This window comes from Collimonas sp. OK307, assembly GCF_900113705.1.
In the GTDB taxonomy this organism is placed as follows: Bacteria; Pseudomonadota; Gammaproteobacteria; order Burkholderiales; family Burkholderiaceae_D; genus Collimonas.
Genome location: NZ_FOQI01000026.1, coordinates 15424 through 38074 on the forward strand (window position 1 = coordinate 15424; position 22651 = coordinate 38074).

The following is a 22651-nucleotide window of genomic DNA, read 5'->3' on the forward strand; positions in this document are numbered from 1 at the left end:
GAGAATTTTATGACGGGTGAGCCGATTCCGCGTTGTGCCCGGGTCTTATGTCTTATAGTTTCGGGATACGAATCCGGCTCACCATCAAAGCCCCCGAAGCGGCAAACATCAGCACCAGGGGATGAAACTGAAAGCCTCCCACAAATACCACGCCTAACCACAGTTGTTCGCCCAAGGCGCCGTGCCAGGCCGCTGCGGCGAGCACGATGACCAGCAGCAATGAGGTGGGAATCGGCGTGCCCTCAAAATATTTTACTTTGTCGCCGCCTTCGGAAAGTTTTTCGGAGGTGACGTTATAACGCGCCAGGCGCGATACGCCGCAAGCCACAAAAAATACCAGGATGATGCGATCGACCAGCCCTTGCATGCCGCAGCCGTAGGCAATCACTGCGGGAGCGACGCCAAACGAAATGATATCGGCCAGTGAATCCAGCTCGCGTCCCATGGCTGAGCTTTGGGCACGCCACCGCGCGATGCGGCCATCGAGCACGTCAAACACCAGCGCTGCCGGAATCAAGCTGCATGCGATGAAAATGTGCAGCACTTCACGTGTTTGCAGATACGTCATCACTGAAAACAAGGCGCCGACGCCGCAAAATGCATTGCTGAGGGTGAACCAGTCGGCGAGGTGAAACTCGCGAATCATTGAAAAAGGCTTAGGTTTGGTCATTAATTGAATCCGGATGCGATAAGAGAAATGGGTGGGCCATCAAGAGTACGGCCCACACCGAATTTATCACATGCGGCACACCAATCTAAAGCCGAAAGTCAGAACTAGCGCGATGCGACCTTGGTAAGCACCGGCTGCGCGCCATACAGGTTAGGGAACAAACGCTTCAGGTCATCGATCTTGGGCAAGTCGTTGACGACGATGTACGGGTAGCCGGGATTGCGTGTCAGGAAATTCTGGTGATAGGCCTCGGCCGGATAGAAGCCGCGGAAATTTTCTATACGCGTCGCCAGCGGTTTGCTGAATATTTTACTTTTATCGATTTGCCCGACGTACGCCTGTGCGATCTTGCGCTGCATGTCGTTTGCTGCAAAGATTGCAGACCTATATTGCGTGCCGGAATCCGGTCCCTGGCGATTTAGCTGGGTAGGGTCATGAGCCACCGAGAAAAATATCTGGAGTAGCTTGCCATAAGTGATTTGCGTTGGGTCGTAAGTGATTTGCACAGATTCCGCATGTCCGGTATCGCCTTCGCTGACCCGTTCATATTGTGCTGTATCGCGGCTGCCGCCTGCGTAACCCGAGACCACGTCGGTGACTCCGCGCACATGCTGGAACACGCCTTGAACGCCCCAGAAACAGCCACCTGCGAAGACTGCGGTTTCCGAGTGTCCGGCGCCGGATACCTGTTCGTCGCTGGTCGGCGGAGGGACGATTTTCGCGGTTTCAGACGACAATGCGAGATTTTGTCCAAGCAGCAGGACCAGCCCGAGTCCGCATGCCGTCAGCAATCCCTTGATCCAGGGTGTGGCGGGAGTTTGCCTGGCTTTTGTTGGTAAGTTATCCATGATATCCATCCTCTTCACTCATCAATAAGGTAAGTTTTTGCGGAACTGGTGATTAGTCGGCAAAGTCTGGATTTCCTTACGAGGGAGGCATCCCATATCAGCAGATTTCCAAGTTCTAGCTTACACCTTGGTTTTGCAGTTGGGATATGCCGTGGATTTGATGTCGTTTTACCAATCAAACATGGTCACGCGATTGCAAGCGATGGCAGCAAATGCAGTTGCGCGTATTGCAGCAGCATGATCGTCTTGCCGTCGGCAATTTCACCGTTGGCTACCATTTGCAATGCTTGTTCCAGGGGCAGTTCCAGCACCTGGATGTCTTCGCCTTCCGCTTCCAGGCCGCCGCCGTCGCTGACTCTTGAGGCGGGGTCGTATTCGGCTACAAAAAAATACAGCTTTTCAGTGACCGAGCCGGGACTCATGAAGGCTTCAAATACTTTGCGCACTTCTGTCACGCGATAACCGGTCTCTTCCTCCACCTCGGCTTTGATCCGCACCTCGGGGCTGGCCTGATCGAGCAGTCCGGCGGCGGTTTCGATCAGAAAACCGTCGTGGCCGTTGCCGTAGGTGGGGAAGCGGAACTGGCGAATCAGGATCACGCTGCGGCGTTCGCGGTTGTACAGCAGGATGGTGGCGCCATTGCCGCGATCATAGGTTTCGCGTGTCAAGGTTTGCCAGTCGCCATCGGCGCGGCGGTAATCGAAGGTGGTTTTCTGAAGCAGATACCAATCGTCCGACAATACTTCAACGTTGCGGATCCTGATTCTGTCATCTTGCATGGGAAATCTCCGGTTGATGCTGCATGAACTTGCGTTTTGGAAATTTATCATGCAATATCGTTAAATATCAAGAAAAAACGTGCAAAAAATTATGCTGACATTGCAACGCAAACAACATCTTCTGGAAATCCTGGAGCGAGACGGGCAGATCGTCGCCAAGTCGCTTAGCGAGCAGCTGGGTCTGTCGGAAGACACCATCCGGCGCGATCTGCGTCAGCTGGCGAAAGAGGGTTTGCTACAGCGCGTCCATGGCGGCGCCTTGCCGGCATCGCCCGCGGCAGCTCCCTTCGTTGAACGGCAGCAGATTTCAAGCGAGGCCAAGCCCGCCATCGGCCGCGCTGCCGCTGCCATGATCCAGCCGGGGCAGGTGGTGTTCATCGATGGCGGCACCACCGCCGTGCAGCTGGCGCGGCAGTTGCCACAGACGCTGCGGGCAACCGTGGTGACACACAGCCCGTCGATTGCGATTGAGCTGGTTACGCATCCGCATGTCGAGGTCATCATGATCGGCGGCCGTTTGTTCAAGCATTCGATCGTCGGCGTTGGTGCTGCCGCGATCGAAGCCATCGGCCAGATCCGCGCCGACCTGTATTTCATGGGGGTGTGCAGTTTGCATCCCGAGGCCGGCATCAGTACCGGCGATTATGAAGAGGCTTGCGTCAAGCGTGCATTGTGTAATGCGGCTTTGCGAACAGTGGTGCTGGCGTCGCCGGAAAAGCTGGATACGGCATCGCCGTACCAGATTGTGCCGCTGGCTCAAATCAGTGAAATCGTAGTGAATACCGATGTGGCGGAAGCCTTGATTGCCCCGTATCGAAAAATGGGAATAACGGTCACCTTGGCGTAGCAGGTTACGATTTACCTGCAATGCTGAACAGAGCGGAAATCAAAAGGGAAACAAAGTTGTTTCTAAATGTTTCCATCTGAATCGGCTTGATGACGCAGGGGATTGAAGCCGATATGATGTATTTTTCTCCATAACAATATTTCTTTATGAAAAACATCGTCCTGGGTTTGATTGGCGTGGCCCTTGCATTACCTGGTTTTGCGCAATCCATTGATGCTCCTTCGGTCAAGGCAGGAGATAGCTGGACCTATCGCATTACGGTGGAGAAGGGGCCGTCAGGATGGAGCCAGAATCGTTCCGAGGTTACGGTTTCCCATGTGACGTCTTCCAGTATTTACTACTCGTCAAAACAAAGCGGTTCGACTCAGGCCGCAACGGAGGTATTTGCCGGTGCGGACTGGAGTCGCAGTCGCGATATCAACGGCAAAGAGATGGTGGTCAACAAGCCATTGTCATTTCCATTGGCTGCCGGGAAAACCTGGGAAGTGCAATATACGGAACAACATCCCAACAAGGCGCACCGGTTCGAGCAGTGGGACACCAAGTTTACGGTTGTCGGCTTTGAAACGGTGGAGGTCCCGGCTGGAAAATTCAAGGCAATAAAAGTCGAAGCAGAGGGGCGGTGGAATGCGGAGCTGGAGCCCGCCCAAAGTGTCGTGCAAGGTGCGCAAATGGGACAGGGTGGCACCACCATGGTTACGCAGGTGCAGAAAACTACCGCAGTACCGGTAACCGGCAGAACCTATAAAGCATTCTGGTATGTTCCTGAAGTTAAGCGATGGGTTAAATCGGTCGAAGAATATTATGGGAATGGCGGTGTTCGTACCGAGCGTTATACGGGGGAGCTGGAATCATTAAAATTGAGTGAGTGAAGCTTCGCTCTCATAGGAAATTCAATCGAAATCCATGCACTACGCCGACCTGCCAACGCTAGCACATGAACTGGTTTACCTGCGTCCGCTGAGTCGCGCCGATGCCCCTGCCTGGTATGGGTATTTGACCATGCCGCATGTGCTGGAGCATACCAGCTGGGATCTGCGGTCCATCGATGAATTGATGCTGAAATTCGATGCCTTCGAATCCACGGACCCCGCTTCGGAAGTTCGCCTGGCAATTGCCTTGTGCGACTCCGATAAGCTGGTCGGGACTGTCGGTTTCCACAGTGTCTCGCCGCTGCACAAAACTGCGGAAATAGCATATGACCTGGCCCCAGGTGTTTGGGGCAGGGGTATCGCACCTTCTGTCTGTGCGGCCGTAGTGAAGTGGGGGTTCTCGCATCTTGGCGCGGTTCGGATCCAGGCTACCGCACTCGACTCGAATACGCGCTCTGTCAGGGTGTTGGAAAAGTGCGGTTTCCAACGCGAAGGCCTGCTGCGCAATTTCCGGATGGTGCGTAACCATCCGCGGGATTTCTGGATTTACTCTTGCCTTGATCCGCATATCGGCATCGACGATACCTAATCGGGCCTAGTTGTACTCATCCGTATCATCCTCGACGAGTACCTTGGTTGGATCGTCTCCCAATAAATAACGGGGCCCGGTGCCGCGCCGGTGTGCGGCATCGTCAGGATTGTATAGCGCACATTTTTTAAGTGACAGGCAACCGCAGCCTATGCACGACGTGAGCTGATCGCGCAGCGCTGTCAGTGTATCTATGCGCTGCTGCAGCAGAGGGTGCCAGGAACGCGACAGTTGTTCCCAGTCTTGCCTGGTCGGCGTGCGCTTTTGCGGCAATGTCGATAGGGCGGTCTTGATCTCGTCAAGGCTGAGGCCTACCGTCTGTGCTACGCGGATGAAGGCTACCCGGCGTAATACATCACGGGAAAATTGACGCTGCCGTCCTGTTTCACGCTTGCTGCTTAATAGTCCTTGCTCTTCATAGAAGCGCAATGCGCTTGCGGCCACGCCGGACCGTTTCGCCAGTTCGCCGATGGTGATCAGTATCTCACTCATCCGGATTCCTCAAAATGTCGTCAGCTTCAAGCTTACTTGAACTTTGAGGTGTCCGCTGGTAGCGGGGAATCCATGCTAAATTTTCACGCCGCAGCTTTTTTGATTTTTAACACTTCGCAAAGAACATTTTAGTCTTTGCATCTTTGCGTTCCTTGTCGATCCATTCTTTGGTCTGCACCGGGCTTTGTTGCGCGCCGGTGCGTCCGCCGCGGGCAATACGCTCGTCGTCCATCCGGTCGAGTTCACTTACGCGGTCCTGCAAACGCCGGCATTCTTCGCTGGCTTGCGGTTTTCCTGCATCCAGCGACGCGCGCACGCCAGCATCCTGCGCCTGAGCGGTGGATAGACCTGCTGTTATCAGCAGCATTGCAGCGATAAGGGCTTTATTCATTGTCATGGCCGTCTTTCAATCGATGGTTTATCTGGATCCAGGCAAAGGCCATGGCCTTTGCCTGCTGTCGTTTAGCTTAACCTTAACCGTGCAGCCTGACGATCAATGCCGGTCATGGCCACGGTGATGATCGCGCCTGTCGTCATGGCCTCGGCCGCCATGCCCTCTATTGTCATGCCGCCTGTCGTCATACCGTCCGCGGCCATCGCCACGTTCCCAGCCGCCGCGACGCAGTTCCCAGCCGTTGCGTCCCTGGTGCCATTGCGGACGGTTATACATGTATCCGTTGCGCGCCCGTTCCCAGTGCCCGCCGGCCCAGGCATGGCGGCGGCCATCCCAGTTCCAGTATCCGGGCGCCCACACATAACCGTAGCGTGGGGGCGGGATCACTTCGTATCTTGGTGGTGGTGGCGGCGTACCGATGATGATGTTGACGCCAACCTGTGCCATTGCCTGGGTCGGCATCAGGGCGGTGATGCTGACGGCGACAAGTGCGACTGCACATAGCATTCTTTTCATAGTTATTTTCTATTGATTTATTGTCGTTGAGTTGCGCCAACTATACTTGTGATTGTTTATTAATCAAGGAATGATGCAAATGATTACATTTATTTGAGTGTGGCGCATGCCCACGATCGGGGCGCGCCCGCGTAAGTCGTCAATTCATGGCGGGTTGCACATTAAGCGTCGACGAGCCCGCGCCGGCGCGCTCTGCAGCTGGATAACTTCCCTCCCTATTCAATATCCGCGTCAACAGATTGTCGTCATGGTGCCGTCATAGAGTGTCGCCATAATCGCGCTTGCCTGGCGATTCGCTGGCTGAAGGTGGCGAAGTTTCGGTTTGTCAGGGTTTTGTCAGCTTTCCTTCAGGTTTTTGACAGAATCGGTCTGTAGCCTGTACGAGTCCCAGATTGGTGGGGCTTTCTATGCCCACCTTCCAGAGCCGTGGCGAATGACATGCAGGTTATGTCGCCGCACGCGAGCTCCGTGCGCCGCTTTTCAGCCGCGCTGACAAAAACCGGTACCGCCAGCGATCCCTGGCAACACTTCCGGTTGAAAAAATGACATCCCGCCCTTCGTATAGCGACATCGCTAGGGGCTGACGTGAAAAATAATCTCTTAACACGAGCACAAGCGCGAGCACGATCATGAACAATTCCCTTTTTCAACGAAAACCTCTGGCGATCTTTGCCGTGAGCATATTGATCGCCGGCGGACTCGCTTTAGCAGAATCCGGCAGCAAGACTTCCCCCGGCGCTGCCGATAGTGCACCGACCGCGAATTTCACGCGGCAAGGCGACCGCATCACAATCCCGCAGAATTCGCCCTTGCGGCAGCGCATTGCAGTACAAACGGTGTCCTCGCTAGACGCCGCGCATGCGCTGGAGATGCCGGCACAAGTAGAGGCAGATCCTGCCCGCACCATTAACATCCTGCCGCCGGTCGCCGGCAAAGTGCTTGAGTTGAAAGTGGGCCTTGGCGATCGCGTTCGCAAAGGACAGCTGCTGCTGGTGATGACTTCCGGCGATTTTGCCCAGGCTACTTCGGATGTGCAAAAAGCCCGCGATGCATTGCAACTGGCGAAGCGGATAGTAGAGCGGCAACGCGGCGTGCAGCAGGCTGGCGCCGGTGCGGCAAAGGATCTGGAGCAGGCTGAAAGTGCTTACGTCCAGGCGCAGGCTGAATTCGCGCGCGCCGATACGCGCCTCAAATCGCTTAGCGCCGGTGGCGCCACTGCCGCTGACAGCGGCGGGCAACGCTTGAATCTGGTGGCGCCGGCGTCCGGCAGCATCACTGCACTGGCCATCGGCGCCGGACAAGCCGCCAACGATCCGAACGCGGTCTTGATGACGATTGCCAACCTGGACACGGTCTGGATTACCGCCAGCGTCCCGGAAAACCTGCTGGCGTCGATCAAGAAAGGGCAGCCGGCAAGCATCAGCCTGCCGGCTTACCCGCGCGAACAGTTCCACGGCAGCGTTGCGTTTATCAGCGATGTCCTTCAAGCAGACACGCGCAGGGCGCTAGTGCGTATCAGCGTGCCCAATACCGATGGAAAATTCAAGCCGAACATGTTTGCCAACGTTTCTTTTGCAGTGACGCAGGCTTCGGCGCCGGTGGTTCCGCCATCGGCCTTGTTGATGAATAACGAAAACACGACCGTATTCGTTGAAGTCGCTCCCTGGACATTCGTACGGCGCACGATAGAAACCGGCAATGAAGAAGATGGCAGTGTGCGGATCCAAAAGGGATTGCTGGTCGGTGACCGGGTTGTGATCAAGGGCGGAGTGTTGCTCAATGATTAATAACATCGTTCGCTATTGCCTGCAAAAGCGCTATGCAGTCATCCTGGTGACCTTGATGGTGACGCTGTTCGGCTACTACTCGTGGACCCGGATGGCGGTTGAAGCCTATCCTGAGTTGTCCGATGTAACAGCACAGGTAACTACCCAGGCGCCAGGCTTGGCCGCCGAAGAAATCGAGCAGCAGATCACCATCCCGTTGGAACGGCAGTTGAGCGGCACGCCTGGCTTGGTGCACATGCGTTCATCCAGTACTTTCGGCTTGTCGCTGATTACGCTGACATTCAAAGATGGCGCGGAAGATTACTGGGAACGCCAGCGTGTCACAGAACGCATGACGCAAGCGGCGCTGCCCGCCGGTATTACACCTAGCCTGGACTCGGTGACCAGTGCTGCCGGCGAAATCTATCGCTATACGCTGGAGTCCGACAGCAAGAATCTGATGGAACTGTCCGAGATCTAGCGCTGGATCGTGATCCCGGAGTTGCAGCAGGTTCCCGGCATTGCTGAGGTCGGCAACTTTGGCGGCCTGACGATGGAGTATCAGCTGGAAGTCGATCAGAAGCAGCTGGAGCGCTTTGGCGTTTCCCTGTCTGACGTAACGACCGCCATCAGCAACAATAACGCCAACGCCGGCGGCAGCCGCATCACGCGCGGCGAACAGGGTTATGTCGTGCGCGGCATCGGCCTGATGCGCAGCCTTACCGACCTTGGCAACGTCGTGGTCAGGCAAACCAATGGCGTGCCGGTGCTGGTGCGCGATCTGGGCAAGCTGCAATACAGCCACCAGGAACGGCAGGGCATTCTCGGTAAAGACAAGAATCCCGATACTATCCAGGGCGTCGTCAAGCTGCTGAAGTATCAGAATGCATCGGAAGTCATCAAGGATGTGCACGCCAAGGTGGATCAACTGCAGAAGCAGTTGGCGCCGATGGATGTCAAGGTCGTGCCGTATATCGATCGCGATGATTTGATCCAGCTGACTATCCACAAGGTCGGTCATACGGTCATGGAGGGTATCGGGCTGGTCTGCATTGTCCTGATCCTGTTTCTCGGCAGCCCGCGCAGCGCGCTGGTGGCCGCGGTGACGATTCCGCTGGCGTTGGTGACGGTGTTCATCATGATGTATCTGACCAAGATGCCGGCCAACCTGTTTTCTCTGGGGGCGATTGACTTCGGCATCATTGTCGACGGTGCGATTGTGGTTACCGAGGCGATCTTGCGCAGGCGTGAGGCCAGGCCCGAGGTTGAACTGACCGAGACCGATGTGCGCGATGCCACCACCGAAGTGATCCGGCCGATCTTCTTCGCTACCCTGATTATCATCGTCGCCTATTTGCCGTTGTTCGCTTTCGAGCGCGCCGAAGGAAAATTGCTGTCGCCGATGGCTTTCACCGTGGCCTACGCATTGATCGGAGCCTTGTTGTGCAGCATCGTGCTGGTGCCGGGACTGGCCTATATGGCGTTGCGCAAGCCGCGTCGGATTTTTCATAACAAACCGCTTGAATGGCTCAGTGCCGGTTATCGGAAAACCCTGGGGCGCTTGTTGAGCAATCCGGTTGTTTCGTATGGGATTGGTGCGGCAGCTCTGGCTGGCGTGATCGTGCTGGGCGCGGCTACCGGCCGCGAGTTCATGCCGAATCTGGATGAGGGTACGCTCTGGCTGCAGGTGCAAATGCCGTCGGGTTTGTCACTCGACAAGGACAGCGAGATGGCCAGCGAATTGCGCCGTACATTGCTGGAATTTCCCGAGGTCTCCTATGCGGTGACTCAGCTCGGCCGCAGCGATGACGGCACCGATCCCTGGACGCCGTCGCATATGGAAGTGCCGGTCGGCCTGAAGCCTTACAGCACCTGGCCCAACGGTGAAACCAAGGAACAGTTTGTGCAGCGGCTTAACGCGCGTCTGTCGCAGCTGCCTGGTTTTTCAGTCGGCATCAGCCAGCCGATCAGCGATGGCGTCAACGACGCTGTGGGCGGCGCGCACAGTCCGCTGGTGATTCGCGTGTATGGCGAGGATTTCAAGGAGCTGCGCCGTATCGGCAATCAAATCGTTGACGTGTTGCATGGTGTGAAAGGCTCCGCCGACGTGGCGATTTTCCAGGAGCCGCCTGTGCCGCAGGTGTCGATCGACATAGATCGCGCCGCCGCCGCTCGCCTGGGGATTAACGTGGCCGATATCGCCAATCTGATTCAAACCGGCATCGGCGGTGCGCCGGTCACCCAGTTGTATCTGGCGGATAAGGTACATAACGTTACGGTGCGTTTCCCCAAGAGCAGCCGCAACAGTCCGGAAGCGTTGGGTGATTTGTTGTTGACCACAGCTGGCGGCGCGCGGATTCCTTTGTCGCAGGTGGCGCATATCCGCACCACCACCGGTGAGAGCACGATTGCGCATGAAAATACCCATCGCCAGCTGACCGTTCGCCTGGACTATGCCAATCGCGATTTGCTGTCGTATTACCAGGATGCGCAAGCCCAGGTGGCGCAGAAGGTGCATTTCGATAAGGCCAGATACCGCCTCGAATGGGCCGGGCAATTCGAGAACCAGGAGCGGGCGCAATCGCGTTTGATACTGGTATTCGGTCTGGTGCTGGGTTTGATGGCGATCATTTTATATGCGGGTTTCGGCAAGCTGAGGCAAGCGTTGCTGATCCTGGGCGTGGTGCCGCTGGCCGCACTTGGTGGCTTGATCGCGCTGCGGGTTACCAACGGCACGATCAACGTGGCTACCGGCGTCGGTTTCATCGCGTTGTTTGGCGTGGCGGTGCAGAACGGCATCATCATGGTATCCAATATCAATCGGGTCCGGCGGCAAGGCGTGGCATTGCTGGAGGCGGTGCTGGCGGGCGCCTTCGAACGTTTCCGGCCGGTGCTGATGACGGCCACAGTGGCCTCGGTAGGCATGTTGCCGGCGGCCTTGGCTACCGGTGTCGGCACCGATGTCCAGCGCGGCTTGGCAACGGTGGTGGTGGGCGGCCTGGTTGTCGCCACCATGTTGACGCTGTTCATCCTGCCTGCCTTCTATTATTCGCTGGAAAAATGGATTGAAAAACGTCGCGGGATAAGCAAAGAAAATGACGGCCGCTAGCGCGGACGGTCGACCGAACTTTGAGCAGATGAAAAACATGAACGCAATAGATTTTAAACTCAGGGCTTCAGCGCTGGCGGTGCTGCTGGTACTGTCAGGCTGCGCGGCCGGACCGGATTTTAAACAGCCGGATGCTCCCCCGGTGCTGGGGTATACAAAAGAGCCGTTGCAAGCGAAAACTTCTTCCGCAGCCACGGTGGGTGGCGCAACGCAGCAGTTTGTCGATGGCATGGATATTCCTGCCCAGTGGTGGACGTTGTTCAGTTCGCCGGCATTGAATGCAGTGATTGAAGAAGCACTCAAGGCCAGCCCCGATTTGCAGTCGGCACAGGCAGCGCTGCGTGCGGCGCAGGAACAAGTGTCGGTGCAGCAGGGAGCATTTTTCCCGAGCGTTAACGCCAGCCTGACGCCGACCCGGCAGAAGCAGCCGGCGTCGGCCGGGCAGGGCACTTCGCCATTCAATCTGCATACAGCGCAGGTCAGCGTGTCTTACACGCTGGATGCGTTTGGCGGCAATCAGCGCCAGGTAGAGGGTTTGCAGGCGCAGGCCGAACAGCAGAAATTTCTGCTGGAAGCCGCTTACCTGACGCTGACCTCGAACGTGGCGGCGGCGGCAGTACAGGAAGCCGGGCTGCGGGCGCAGATCACCGCGACCCAGGAGGTGCTTAAAGTCCAGGCCGAATTGCTTGAGTTGTTGCGGCGTCAGTATGCGTTAGGCGACGTCGCCCGGGCCGACGTCCTGGCGCAAGAGGCGGCACTGGCGCAAACACAAGCCAGCTTGCCGCCCTTGCAGAAATCCCTGGCGCAACAACGGGATCGTCTGACCGCTTTGGCGGGGCGTTTCCCAAGCCAGGAACTGGAGCAGAAATTCGAGCTTGCCAGCCTCAGCCTGCCGCAGCAATTACCGGTCAGCCTGCCGTCCAGCCTGGTGCAGCAACGACCGGATGTACGCGCGGCCGAAGCGCAGTTGCACGCCGCCAGCGCCGCTGTCGGCGTTGCTACTGCGAACATGCTGCCGCAGATTACCTTGAGCGCAAATATCGGCAGTGCAGCGGCGCAGATGGGGAATTTATTTACTTCGGGCACCGGTTTGTGGAGTCTGGTTGGCGGCCTGACGCAACCGCTGTTTGCCGGTGGTGCGCTGCTGCATAAGAAGCGTGCTTCGGAAGCCTTGCTGGAGCAGGCTGCGGCGCAATATAAAAGTACAGTGATCCTCGCCTTCCAGAACGTTGCCGACAGTTTGCGCGCCTTGCAATACGATGTCGATGCGTTGCAGGCGCAAGCCATCGCCGAACGCGCTGCCGCACACAGTCTTGATATTTCGCGAAAATCGGTGCAACTGGGTGCGTCCAGTCCGCAGACTTTATTGACTGCGCAACAAGCCTACCAACAAGCGGTGATCAACCTGGCGCAAGCGCAGGCGGCGCGGTTTGCCGATACGGCAGCCTTGTTCCAGGCCTTGGGCGGAGGGTGGTGGAATCGCGGGGAGGGCGAGAGTTTAGGCAGCACGCAATAGAATATATTGTGCACTTGCCATGCCGCACCGGTTTTCTGGTATGATCGGTAGCATTCTGTTGTCGCCGCTGTTATCACTATTTGCAGCAAGTCAACTAAAACGAATTCAACATCTGTAAGAGCGAGAAAGGCATCCCGGTTATGACACCGCGAACTACCACCACAATCTGTGAGCGACACTAGTCGAGGCCTTTTTCTACCTGCATGATGAAAAAAGCGCGGCTGGTCCGCGTTTTTTTTCGTCCGCATTTTTGTTAAGCACACGGCAATTCAATTTAATTCAATCCGGCGTCGTCCAGAGTGACCGCCGATATGGGGCCCAAAATGATAGCAGTCAAACTTCCTGATGGTTCACAACGTCAATTCGAGGCGCCGCTGACTGTGGCGCAGGTCGCCGCCAGTATCGGCGCCGGTTTGGCGAAGGCGGCGTTGGCCGGCAAGGTCGACGGCAAGCTGGTGGATACTTCTTTCCTGATCGAACGCGATGTCGAGCTGGCGATCGTCACCGACAAGGACGCCGACGGACTGGAAGTGATCCGCCATTCGACAGCGCATTTGCTGGCGTACGCGGTCAAGGAGTTGTTTCCGGATGCGCAGGTAACTATCGGACCGGTGATCGAAAACGGCTTTTACTACGATTTTGCCTACAAGCGTCCGTTTACTCCGGAAGACTTGCTGGAAATTGAAAAGAAGATGGCTGAGCTGGCGAAGAAAGATGAGCCGATTACCCGCAAGGTAGTGGCGCGTGACGAGGCAATCGCTTATTTCGAATCGATCGGCGAAGCCTACAAGGCGGAGCTGATCGGCTCGATCCCGCAAGATCAGGAAGTTTCGCTGTACACAGAGGGCAAGTTCACCGACTTGTGCCGTGGCCCGCACGTGCCGTCGACTGGCAAGCTGAAGGTCTTCAAGCTGATGAAGCTGGCCGGCGCTTACTGGCGTGGCGATGCAAAAAATGAAATGTTGCAGCGCGTGTATGGCACTGCTTGGGCCAAGAAGGATGAGCAAGAGGCTTATCTGCACATGCTGGAAGAAGCGGAAAAGCGCGACCATCGCAAGCTGGGACGCGCGCTGGACCTGTTCCATTTCCAGGATGAAGCGCCGGGCTTGATTTTCTGGCATGCCAAGGGCTGGACTATCTGGCAACAGGTCGAGCAGTACATGCGCCGTGTCTATAACGACAATGGTTATCAGGAAGTTAAGGCGCCGCAGATCCTGGATCGCTCGTTGTGGGAAAAGACCGGTCACTGGGAGAACTACCGCGAAAGCATGTTTACAACCGAGTCGGAAAACCGCAGCTACGCGCTGAAGCCGATGAACTGCCCTGGCCATATCCAGATTTTCAATTCCAGTTTGCACAGCTATCGCGACTTGCCTTTGCGTTTCGGCGAATTCGGCCAGTGCCATCGTAATGAGCCGTCGGGCGCCTTGCACGGGATGATGCGGGTGCGCGGCTTTACCCAGGATGATGGTCATATTTTCTGTACTGAAGAACAAGTGCAGGATGAGGTTGCGGCCTTCGACAAGCTGGTGCGCCAGGTATATCTCGATTTCGGCTTTACAGAGGTGGCGGTGAAGTTGGCTTTGCGTCCTGAAAAACGGGTAGGTGAAGACGATGTCTGGGACAAGGCTGAAAATTCCTTGCGTGAAGCAATCCGTGCTTCCGGCGCAGAGTGGGAAGAATTGCCGGGCGAGGGCGCCTTCTACGGTCCGAAAATCGAGTATCACCTGAAGGATTCGATCGGCCGTTCCTGGCAATGCGGTACCATGCAGGTTGATTTTTCGATGCCGGGCCGTCTCGGTTCAGAATATGTAACTGAAGACAATGGTCGTAAAGTACCGGTCATGCTGCACCGTGCTATTGTCGGTTCGCTGGAGCGTTTTATCGGGATGCTGATCGAAAACCACGCTGGTGCGATGCCGTTATGGCTTGCTCCTGTGCAAGTTGTTGTTTTGAATATCTCTGACGCACAGTCGGAATATGTTCAAAATGTTGCACAAACGCTGAAAAAACAAGGGTTTAGAGTAGAGACCGATTTGCGTAATGAGAAGATTACCTATAAAATACGGCAGCATTCTTTGCAGAAGCCGCCTTATATACTGGTTGTCGGTGATAAAGAGCGGGATGCAAACACAGTGGCCGTGCGAGCGCGGGGCAATGTCGATCTGGGTGTAATGCCTATCGATGTACTGGTGGAGCGCCTCAGGAATGAGGTCGAAACCAAAGCCTGAACGGGGCAACCCGAAGCGCCAGAGCACGGCTTAATCATTTGATTTTTAAAGGAAACTGCAATAGCTACGGACAAGTCACATCGCATCAACGGCGAAATTACTGCACCAGAATTGCGCTTATCGGGTGTTGAGAACGAAGCACTCGGTATCGTCAGCCTGGCTGAGGCCTTCCGCCTGGCGGAAGAGGCAAACGTCGATCTGGTGGAAATCGCGCCGACGGCACAGCCGCCGGTAGCGCGTTTGATGGACTACGGCAAGTTCAAGTACCAGGAGCAGAAGAAGGCGCACGAAGCCAAGTTGAAGCAGAAGGTCATTCTGGTGAAGGAAGTTAAATTCCGCCCAGGTACCGATGATGGGGATTACAACATCAAGCTGCGCAATTTGACGCGATTCCTGGATGAGGACGGCGATAAAGTCAAAATCACCCTGCGTTTCCGCGGTCGTGAAATGGCTCACCAGGATATCGGTGTGCGCATGCTTGAACGTCTGAAGCAAGACCTGGAACCGTACGGGCAGGTCGAGCAGTGGCCGAAGATGGAAGGGCGCCAGATGATCATGATCATCGGACCCAAGAAGAAAAAGTAAGAAAGATTTTAGGTGATCTTGATGAGTAATCATCAAGATCACCCAAAAGCAGCGGGCCAGATTCTGCTGCGAAATCCAGCTGTGGTTATCGTTCAGCTGGGTTTAAACAAGTGAGAGCAGGCATCCAAGCGTAACGATATGTTGCCACCTGCAATCATGTTAAAAAAGGAGCTGTCCTTAGAGGACAGATAGTGTCATGCCAAAAATGAAGACGAAAAGCAGCGCCAAAAAGCGCTTTCGTGTGCGTCCGGGTGGAACAGTTAAGCGCGGTCAAGCGTTCAAACGCCACATCCTGACCAAGAAGACCACCAAAAACAAACGTCAATTGCGCGGTTCCGTTGGGGTCAATGACCACAACATGGTATCCGTTTCGCGCATGTTGCCGAACGCTTAACCTCATACTAAGGAGTTATTATGCCTAGAGTAAAACGTGGGGTTACAGCTCGTGCCCGTCATAAAAAAATCTTGGTGCAAGCCAAGGGTTACCGCGGTCGTCGCAGTAAAGTCTATCGCGTAGCCAAGCAAGCGGTTATGCGCGCTGGTCAATACGCATACCGTGACCGTCGTAACAAGAAGCGCGTATTCCGTGCATTGTGGATCGCCCGTATCAACGCCGCTTCCCGTGAGCATGGCGTTACATACAGCGTATTCATGAACGGTCTGAAGCGTGCTTCGATCGAACTGGACCGTAAGGTTCTGGCTGATATGGCAGTGATGGACAAGCCAGCGTTTGCTGCGATTGTCAATCAAGTCAAGGCCAACATCGCTGCGTAACTTATTTGCATAACTTAGTTACGTAGTTTTGCCATTGCTGCAGGGTTTGTTCTGCAGCATGGCAATCCCGAGCGGGGCAGAGGTCAACACCTTGTGCCCCGTTTGTGTTTTTAAACCGCCGGACTTTTAAAGATCGGCGTATTTCGGCTTCCACTGGAGCAGGAAAACTGCATGAACTCCCTAGAACAATTAGTATCGCAAGCCCAAGCTGATTTCATCGCTGCTGTCGATGCCGCCGCGCTGGAAAATGCGAAGGCCAAGTATCTCGGCAAGACCGGTCAGATCACCGAGCAAATGAAGGGGTTGGGCAAACTGGCTGCGGACGAACGCAAAGTCCAGGGCGCAATAATCAACCAGGCCAAAGAGCAGATCGAAGCCGCGCTGACAGCGCGCCGTGATGCCTTGGCCAACGCGCAGATGCAAGAGCGTCTGAATGCAGAAGCGATCGATGTCACCTTGCCGGGCCGCGGCCGCGGCGTTGGCGGCATCCATCCGGTGATGCGCTCATGGCAGCGTATCGAAGAAATTTTCCGTTCGATCGGTTTCGATGTGGCCGACGGCCCCGAAATCGAAACCGACTGGACCAACTTTACCGCATTGAACAGCCCGGAGAATCATCCGGCGCGCTCGATGCAGGATACCTTCTATATCGATGGCAAGGATAGCGACGGCAAGCAACTGCTGCTGCGCACCCATACCAGCCCGATGCAGGTGCGTTATGCGCGTATGAACAAGCCGCCGATCAAGGTTATCGCGCCGGGCCGTACTTACCGCGTCGACAGCGACGCCACCCACTCGCCGATGTTCCATCAGGTCGAAGGTTTGTGGATCGCCGAAGACATCAGCTTCGCCGACCTCAAGGGCGTGTACCTGAATTTCGTCAAGGCGTTCTTTGAAACCGACGACTTGCAAGTGCGTTTCCGCCCATCTTATTTCCCGTTCACCGAGCCTTCGGCCGAGATCGACATTGCCTTCGGCAGCGGTCCGCTGAAAGGGCGCTGGCTGGAAGTATCCGGCGCCGGCCAGGTGCATCCTAACGTGGTGCGCAACATGGGCCTGGATCCGGAGCAGTTCATCGGCTTCGCGTTCGGCTCCGGTATCGAACGCCTGACGATGCTGCGTTATGGCATCAACGATCTGCGCCTGTTCTACGAAGGCGATCTGCGCTTCCTGAAACAATTTAACTAAAAGCTCCTCGCCGAAGACGCGTGGATTGTCTTGGAATCTTGCTCCTGATTTTGCTCCAGCAATCCAGCGTTCCCTGCTTCTGTGACTAAAGGTTTTTGAAGGTTTTACCTATGCAATTCTCTGAAAGCTGGCTGCGTTCCATGGTCGATCCGAAGATGACTTCGGACGAATTGTCCCATTTGCTGACCATGTCCGGTCTCGAAGTGGAAGAGGTCGAGCCGGTTGCGCCGCCCTTTACCCATATCGTGGTCGGCCTGGTGGTCGAGACCGCCAAACATCCGAATGCCGATCGCCTGAACGTCTGCCAGGTCGATGTCGGCACCGGCACCATGCTCAATATCGTGTGCGGTGCGCCGAATGTGCGTCCCGGCCTCAAGGTTCCTTGCGCCATGGTTGGCGCCGTCCTGCCGCCCGGTGCGGATGGCAAGCCGTTCGAGATCAAGCTCGGCCAGTTGCGCGGCGTCGAGTCGCAAGGCATGCTGTGTTCAGCACGTGAATTGAAATTGTCGGAAGACCAGGGCGGCTTGCTCGAGTTGCCTGACGATGCGCCGGTCGGTCAGAATTTCCGTGATTATTACGAACTGAACGACCTCAAGTTCACTATCAAGCTGACGCCGAACAAGGCCGATTGCCTGTCGGTGCTGGGTGTGGCGCGTGAAGTTTCGGCGCTGACCGGTACCCTGCTGAAGCAGCCGGTGTTCAAGGCTGTGGCTGCGACCATCACTGAAACCTTGCCGGTCAAGATTTCGGCGCCGGATTTGTGCGGCCGTTTCTCCGGTCGCGTGATCCGCGGCCTGAACGCCAAGGCAGCAACGCCGCATTGGATGAAGCAGCGCCTGGAGCGCAGCGGTCAGCGTTCGATTTCGGCCCTGGTCGATATTTCCAACTATGTGATGCTGGAGCTGGGCCGTCCAACGCACGTGTTCGACCTCGACAAGATCCACGGCGGCCTCGATGTCCGCTGGGGCAAGCCGGGCGAATCGCTCAAGCTGTTGAACGGTAATACTGTCAGCGTCGACGAGTGGATCGGCGTGATCGCCGATGACCGGCAAATCGAATCGCTGGCCGGCATCATGGGCGGTGACGCTACGGCGGTTTCGCTGGAAACGCAGAATATCTATCTGGAAGCCGCATTCTGGTGGCCGCAAGCGATACAGGGCCGCGCCCGTCGTTTCAATTTCTCGACCGATGCAGGTCATCGCTTCGAGCGTGGCGTCGATTTTGCGACCACGGTTGAACACATCGAGCGCATCACTGCCTTGCTGGTTGAAATTTGCGGTACGCCTGCGATCCAGATCGGTCCGATTGACGATCAAAGCGTCAACTTGCCAAAGCGCGATCCGGTCAAGATCCGTACTGCGCGTGCGGTCCGGGTCATCGGCGTGCCTTTGTCGGATAGCCAGATCGCCGACATCTTCACCCGCCTGGGCCTGGCCTTCACGCAAGAGAGCGGTGTATTTTCCGTGACGCCGCCATCGTATCGTTTCGATATCGAGATCGAGGAAGACCTGATCGAAGAAATCGCACGCGTCTACGGCTTTGAAAATATTCCGGCCTTGCCGCCGGTGGCGCCTAACGCCATGTATATCGCGCCGGAAAACCAGCGTTCGCTGTTCACGATTCGTCGTCAGCTGGCTGACCTGGATTATCAGGAAGTGATCAATTTCAGCTTCGTCGAAGAAGCCTGGGAAGCCGATTTTGCCGGCAACCTGGCGCCAATCAAGGTGGTCAACCCGATCGCCAGCCAGATGGGCGTGATGCGTTCGACGCTGGTGGGAAGCCTGGTTGCTAACGTCAAATACAATCTCAACCGCAAGCTGAACCGGGTCCGGATCTTTGAAACCGGCGCTGTTTACATGCGTAACCAGGAAGTCCAGAACGGCCCGCTGGCGGTGGCCGGATACGATCAGCCTAAGCGCGTAACAGGCCTGGCTTACGGCCCGCAAGCTGACGAACAATGGGGCCAGGCCAGCCGTACCGTCGATTTTTTCGATGTGAAAGCGGATCTGGAAGCCTTGTTTGCACCTGCAGCTTTGCGTTTTGCCAAAATCGAACACGCGGCGTTGCATCCTGGCCGCTCGGCGCAAGTGCTGCTGGGCGATCAGGTGGTCGGTTTCATCGGCGAGCTGCATCCGCGTCTGCAGCAGAAATATGAACTGCCTTTGGCGCCGGTTTTGTTCGAAGTCGACGGCTTGGCGTTGCAGCAACGGCAAGTGCCTGCTTATGTCGAAATTTCGAAATTTCCGGCCGTGGTGCGGGACCTCGCCGTGGTAGTCAAACAAGCGGTTTATGCGCAGGATTTATTGGATGTTTTTGCTGCTGAGCAGCAACAAAATCCTGCCTGCCGAATTCTGCAAGCCATTGTTTTATTTGATGAATATCATGGAAAAGGGCTGGAAAATGACGAAAAAAGTCTTGCTTTCCGGTTTACCTTGCAAGATACTGAAAACACCCTTCAAGAAGACACCGTAGAAGCCGCCATGTCGGCTTTGATTGCGGCTGTCGGTAAGGTGCCGACAGCAAAACTGCGCACCTGATCTGTAATTGAATGGCTTTAGTTAATGATAAAACCTGCAGCAAAATGCCGGTGCACGCGATATACCCGCAGCACCGGCGGCCGCAATCTCAAAAAGACAGGGGCGTAACAACAGAATGAATGATATGCAGACAGTAGAATTTGAATCCGTTCTGGACGCCGATCTGAATCGGGCGATGCGTGAAGCGCAAGCCCGTTCGCAGGCAGAAAAGAATTTGCCGACATTGACCAAGGCGGAACTGGCTGAACTTTTGTTTGAACAGGTTGGCCTCAACAAGCGCGAAGCCAAAGATATGGTTGAAACGTTTTTCGATGAAATCCGCGACGCGCTGGAGCGTGGCGAGTCGGTGAAATTGTCGGGTTTCGGTAATTTTCAATTGCGCGACAAGCCGCAACGTCCGGGCCGCAATCCAAAAACCGGGGAAGAAATTCCTATCACTGCGCGTCGCGTAGTGACTTTTCACGCCAGTCAAAAACTCAAGGGCATGGTTGAAGCCGCAAGCCTGCAACCAATCCAGCCTATCCAACAGTTTGCCGCCGTTCTCCAAACTAATTCATGAACGATAAAGTGAGTAAGTCCGAGCTTGTCGTATTGCCGCCGATCCCGGCCAAGCGCTATTTCACAATTGGCGAGGTTAGCGAGCTGTGCGGTGTCAAGCCGCATGTGCTGCGTTACTGGGAGCAGGAGTTTACCCAGCTTAAGCCGGTTAAACGACGTGGCAATCGTCGCTATTACCAGCACCACGAGGTGCTGTTGATTCGCCGTATCCGTGAACTGCTGTACGAACATGGCTTTACCATCAGCGGTGCTCGTAACAAGCTTGATGGCCGTCTTGGCAGCAGTGCTGAAGCCGAGCTTGCCGCCGAGCCCAAGCAAGACGAAATCAATCTTGCCGAAGTGCGTCACGAGCTGGAACAGATACTCGATTTGCTGATGCCTAAGGTAGAGCAAGCAGTTGAATGAATGCTGAAAAAAACGAGGGAGAGAAATCTCCCTTTTTTGTATTTGGGATGTTGAGTTCGGATTTTGCCTTATCCGCTTTCCATCGACCTCCATCCGCCCCTTTTATTTAATCCCCGATCATGCTCAGCGACCCACGTTTTCCCAATCTATTCATCCTCAATCATCCTCTGATCCAGCATAAGCTGACGCACATGCGGAGTAAGGAAACATCTACCCGTACATTCCGTCAGCTGCTGCGTGAAATCACGCTGTTGATGGGGTATGAAATTACGCGTGACTTGCCGCTGACTACGCAGTTGATCGAGACGCCTATGCAGAGCATGGAGGCGCCGGTGATTGCTGGGCGTAAGCTGGCGGTGGTGCCGGTGTTGCGGGCGGGGATTGGCATGAGCGATGGATTGCTGGATCTGGTGCCTTCGGCGCGGGTGGGGCATATCGGGGTGTATCGTGATCCTGCGACGCATCAGCCGGTTGAGTATCTGGTGCGTTTGCCGGATTTGGCGGAGCGTATCTTTATCGTTTGCGATCCGATGGTGGCGACTGGTAATTCTGCGGTGCACGCGGTTGATGTGCTGAAGAAGCGCGGTGTCAGCGACGAGCAAATCATTTTCCTGGCGCTGGTGGCTGCACCTGAGGGCGTGCAGGTGTTCCAGAATGCGCACCCAGGGGTCAAGCTGTATGTGGCGAGCCTGGATTCGCACCTGGACGAACATGCGTATATCGTTCCCGGTTTAGGCGATGCCGGCGACCGCATTTTCGGCACCAAGTAAGCCGCAACGAGGGTTCGTCGTTATTTAAAACGTTAGCTACTCCGTGGATGCATGCCGGGGGTAGCCCGGCGGCTACTGACTTTCTTTGCTTCGCCAAAGAAAGTCAGCAAAGAAAGGGCTGGAGCATCGCTCCTGCCAAAGCCATCACCTCCGCAGGAGGTCCCCAAATGTGGCGCGTATCAGTCGGGTGGAAAGACCAACTCGCTGCGCTCAAACATGTCTTCCCACAATTCCCGACTGACACGCGCCACATTTGGCAGCATCCCAATGCGGACTTCAAATTCAAAAGCCGCGTCAAAAGCAACTGCAACGTCAAAAGCAGCAACAACATCAAAAACAACTTCAACGGCAACTTCAACGGCAACTTCAACGGCAACTTCAACGGCAACTTCAACAGGCATTTGAAGCTAATTTGCGACTCAGGGTGTACTGATTGATTTTGCTGAATAGCGACGGTTAAGTGCATCGATATGCAGCTCCGCTTGTTCCGACAACGAACCGGCAACGGCCATTGCCAGCCGCGTCAAGCGCTCGGTATCGGAGATGTTCAGCGTCGGCGGGCATGCCGGATCGCGTTCCTCCCGCGCCTGATTGCTGGCGTGGATCAAGCTCAGGCAAGTTTGAATGCCCTGTGTCATATCCAGCGTGTGCGCCAGGAATTGCATGCTTGCATCGATGCGTAATTCTTCGGTCAGCCATGAGAACGGCTGGTGATCGGCTTTAATTGGTTGTTGGGGGAATTGTGTAGACGTGTCGATGCTAGTCATAACGAGCTCCATGCATGCAGTTAAGCCGGCTCTCGCTTCCAAACGGGAGGGCGGCAGGTGGCAAGGTTGGAAGACCGGCGCATACAGGAAAACCGGCAGCCCGAAGGCTCCCTACCATTGCCGCCCATAGGGACGTACAAAGGTAACGCACAAGAAAAAACCGCGTGGCGCGGTCAGTGCGCTGTATGCAATCCAGGCTTCCAAACCCGATCCCTGTTTTTTTCAGAGACAACCAACTATAAACGCTATTTATCGCTTCGACAATCCAAACCTGTCCAGGCGTTCGCTGCCGTTGACGTTGTTTTTGAAGTTGCCGTTGACGTTGCAGTTGCTTTTGACGTGCCTTCCGCATTGGGACGCTGCCAAATGTGGCGCGTGTCAGTCGGGAATTGTGGGAAGACATGTTTGAGCGCAGCGAGTTGGTCTTTCCACCCGACT

The 22651-nt window shown here is 55.7% G+C and carries 23 protein-coding genes and 1 pseudogene; 15 read left to right on the plus strand and 9 right to left on the minus strand.

The genetic code is table 11. The features are described from left to right. Window positions 1-52 precede the first annotated feature (52 nt). The 3 genes from pssA to BM205_RS22770 form a co-directional block, all read right to left on the minus strand. On the minus strand, window positions 53-670 hold the full coding sequence (gene pssA, locus BM205_RS22760) for a CDP-diacylglycerol--serine O-phosphatidyltransferase (protein ID WP_092417144.1): 618 nt from the start codon (window positions 668-670) through the stop codon (window positions 53-55). Between the two features lie 104 nt (window positions 671-774). Next, on the minus strand, window positions 775-1518 hold the full coding sequence (gene msrA, locus BM205_RS22765; RefSeq protein ID WP_254784016.1) for a peptide-methionine (S)-S-oxide reductase MsrA: 744 nt from the start codon (window positions 1516-1518) through the stop codon (window positions 775-777). A 185-nt stretch (window positions 1519-1703) separates the two neighbouring features. Further along, window positions 1704-2297 (minus strand): NUDIX domain-containing protein, encoded by a 594-nt coding sequence (locus tag BM205_RS22770; protein WP_092417146.1) that lies wholly within the window; start codon window positions 2295-2297, stop codon window positions 1704-1706. A 91-nt stretch (window positions 2298-2388) separates the two neighbouring features. On the opposite strand from BM205_RS22770, the gene BM205_RS22775 reads away from it, so the two are divergent. From BM205_RS22775 to BM205_RS22785, 3 genes are all read left to right on the plus strand, one after another. Next, window positions 2389-3144 (plus strand): DeoR/GlpR family DNA-binding transcription regulator, encoded by a 756-nt coding sequence (locus BM205_RS22775; RefSeq protein ID WP_092417147.1) that lies wholly within the window; start codon window positions 2389-2391, stop codon window positions 3142-3144. A gap of 146 nt (window positions 3145-3290) precedes the next feature. Continuing rightward, window positions 3291-4016, plus strand: a complete 726-nt coding sequence (locus BM205_RS22780; protein WP_092417148.1) for a hypothetical protein — start codon at window positions 3291-3293, stop codon at window positions 4014-4016. A gap of 34 nt (window positions 4017-4050) precedes the next feature. Beyond that, on the plus strand, window positions 4051-4605 hold the full coding sequence (locus BM205_RS22785; protein WP_092417149.1) for a GNAT family N-acetyltransferase: 555 nt from the start codon (window positions 4051-4053) through the stop codon (window positions 4603-4605). A 6-nt stretch (window positions 4606-4611) separates the two neighbouring features. Here BM205_RS22785 and soxR read toward each other — a convergent pair whose 3' ends face one another. From soxR to BM205_RS22800, 3 genes are all read right to left on the minus strand, one after another. Next, window positions 4612-5097 carry a redox-sensitive transcriptional activator SoxR gene (gene soxR / locus BM205_RS22790; RefSeq protein WP_092417150.1) on the minus strand — a complete coding sequence of 162 codons (486 nt, stop codon included), beginning with the start codon at window positions 5095-5097 and terminating at the stop codon, window positions 4612-4614. Window positions 5098-5203: 106 nt separating this feature from the next. Beyond that, entirely contained in the window at window positions 5204-5488 is a 285-nt protein-coding gene (locus BM205_RS22795) for a hypothetical protein (protein WP_139227371.1), read from the minus strand. Between the two features lie 102 nt (window positions 5489-5590). Further along, window positions 5591-6007: a YXWGXW repeat-containing protein gene (locus BM205_RS22800; RefSeq protein ID WP_092417152.1), complete on the minus strand. Its 417-nt coding sequence runs from the start codon at window positions 6005-6007 to the stop codon at window positions 5591-5593. A gap of 629 nt (window positions 6008-6636) precedes the next feature. Between BM205_RS22800 and BM205_RS22805 the strand changes: the two genes are divergently transcribed. From BM205_RS22805 to upp, 12 genes and pseudogenes are all read left to right on the plus strand, one after another. After that, window positions 6637-7794, plus strand: a complete 1158-nt coding sequence (locus BM205_RS22805) for an efflux RND transporter periplasmic adaptor subunit (protein ID WP_092417153.1) — start codon at window positions 6637-6639, stop codon at window positions 7792-7794. Continuing rightward, window positions 7787-10882, plus strand: a pseudogene (locus BM205_RS22810) (efflux RND transporter permease subunit). Before BM205_RS22805 ends, BM205_RS22810 begins: the two are co-directional and overlap by 8 nt. 37 nt (window positions 10883-10919) lie before the next feature. Then, window positions 10920-12398 carry an efflux transporter outer membrane subunit gene (locus BM205_RS22815; RefSeq protein WP_254784017.1) on the plus strand — a complete coding sequence of 493 codons (1479 nt, stop codon included), beginning with the start codon at window positions 10920-10922 and terminating at the stop codon, window positions 12396-12398. Between the two features lie 323 nt (window positions 12399-12721). Next, window positions 12722-14629 (plus strand): threonine--tRNA ligase, encoded by a 1908-nt coding sequence (gene thrS, locus BM205_RS22820; RefSeq protein WP_092417162.1) that lies wholly within the window; start codon window positions 12722-12724, stop codon window positions 14627-14629. 60 nt (window positions 14630-14689) lie between these two features. Continuing rightward, the gene (gene infC / locus BM205_RS22825) at window positions 14690-15214 is read left to right on the plus strand and encodes a translation initiation factor IF-3 (protein ID WP_082814671.1); all 525 of its coding nucleotides are present in this window, start codon (window positions 14690-14692) and stop codon (window positions 15212-15214) included. Window positions 15215-15410: 196 nt separating this feature from the next. Then, on the plus strand, window positions 15411-15608 hold the full coding sequence (gene rpmI / locus BM205_RS22830) for a 50S ribosomal protein L35 (protein ID WP_061539612.1): 198 nt from the start codon (window positions 15411-15413) through the stop codon (window positions 15606-15608). Window positions 15609-15628: 20 nt separating this feature from the next. Continuing rightward, window positions 15629-15988: a 50S ribosomal protein L20 gene (gene rplT / locus BM205_RS22835; RefSeq protein ID WP_014005489.1), complete on the plus strand. Its 360-nt coding sequence runs from the start codon at window positions 15629-15631 to the stop codon at window positions 15986-15988. Window positions 15989-16159: 171 nt separating this feature from the next. Then, on the plus strand, window positions 16160-17176 hold the full coding sequence (pheS, locus tag BM205_RS22840; protein ID WP_092417154.1) for a phenylalanine--tRNA ligase subunit alpha: 1017 nt from the start codon (window positions 16160-16162) through the stop codon (window positions 17174-17176). A 110-nt stretch (window positions 17177-17286) separates the two neighbouring features. Further along, window positions 17287-19713, plus strand: coding sequence for a phenylalanine--tRNA ligase subunit beta (gene pheT / locus BM205_RS22845; protein ID WP_092417155.1), 2427 nt, complete (start codon window positions 17287-17289; stop codon window positions 19711-19713). 115 nt (window positions 19714-19828) lie between these two features. Next, on the plus strand, window positions 19829-20272 hold the full coding sequence (locus BM205_RS22850) for an integration host factor subunit alpha (protein ID WP_092417156.1): 444 nt from the start codon (window positions 19829-19831) through the stop codon (window positions 20270-20272). Next, the gene (locus tag BM205_RS22855) at window positions 20269-20676 is read left to right on the plus strand and encodes a MerR family transcriptional regulator (protein WP_092417157.1); all 408 of its coding nucleotides are present in this window, start codon (window positions 20269-20271) and stop codon (window positions 20674-20676) included. Before BM205_RS22850 ends, BM205_RS22855 begins: the two co-directional genes overlap by 4 nt. A gap of 119 nt (window positions 20677-20795) precedes the next feature. Further along, complete coding sequence (gene upp, locus BM205_RS22860; protein WP_092357477.1) at window positions 20796-21446, plus strand: uracil phosphoribosyltransferase; 651 nt, start codon at window positions 20796-20798, stop codon at window positions 21444-21446. 179 nt (window positions 21447-21625) lie between these two features. On the opposite strand, the gene BM205_RS24385 is transcribed toward upp, so the two are convergent. The 3 genes from BM205_RS24385 to BM205_RS24465 form a co-directional block, all read right to left on the minus strand. Further along, the gene (locus BM205_RS24385; RefSeq protein WP_175511362.1) at window positions 21626-21847 is read right to left on the minus strand and encodes a hypothetical protein; all 222 of its coding nucleotides are present in this window, start codon (window positions 21845-21847) and stop codon (window positions 21626-21628) included. Between the two features lie 18 nt (window positions 21848-21865). Then, the gene (locus tag BM205_RS22870) at window positions 21866-22213 is read right to left on the minus strand and encodes a hypothetical protein (RefSeq protein ID WP_092417159.1); all 348 of its coding nucleotides are present in this window, start codon (window positions 22211-22213) and stop codon (window positions 21866-21868) included. A gap of 245 nt (window positions 22214-22458) precedes the next feature. Then, the coding region (locus BM205_RS24465; protein ID WP_217646081.1) for a hypothetical protein at window positions 22459-22651 on the minus strand (193 nt) is incomplete at its 5' end.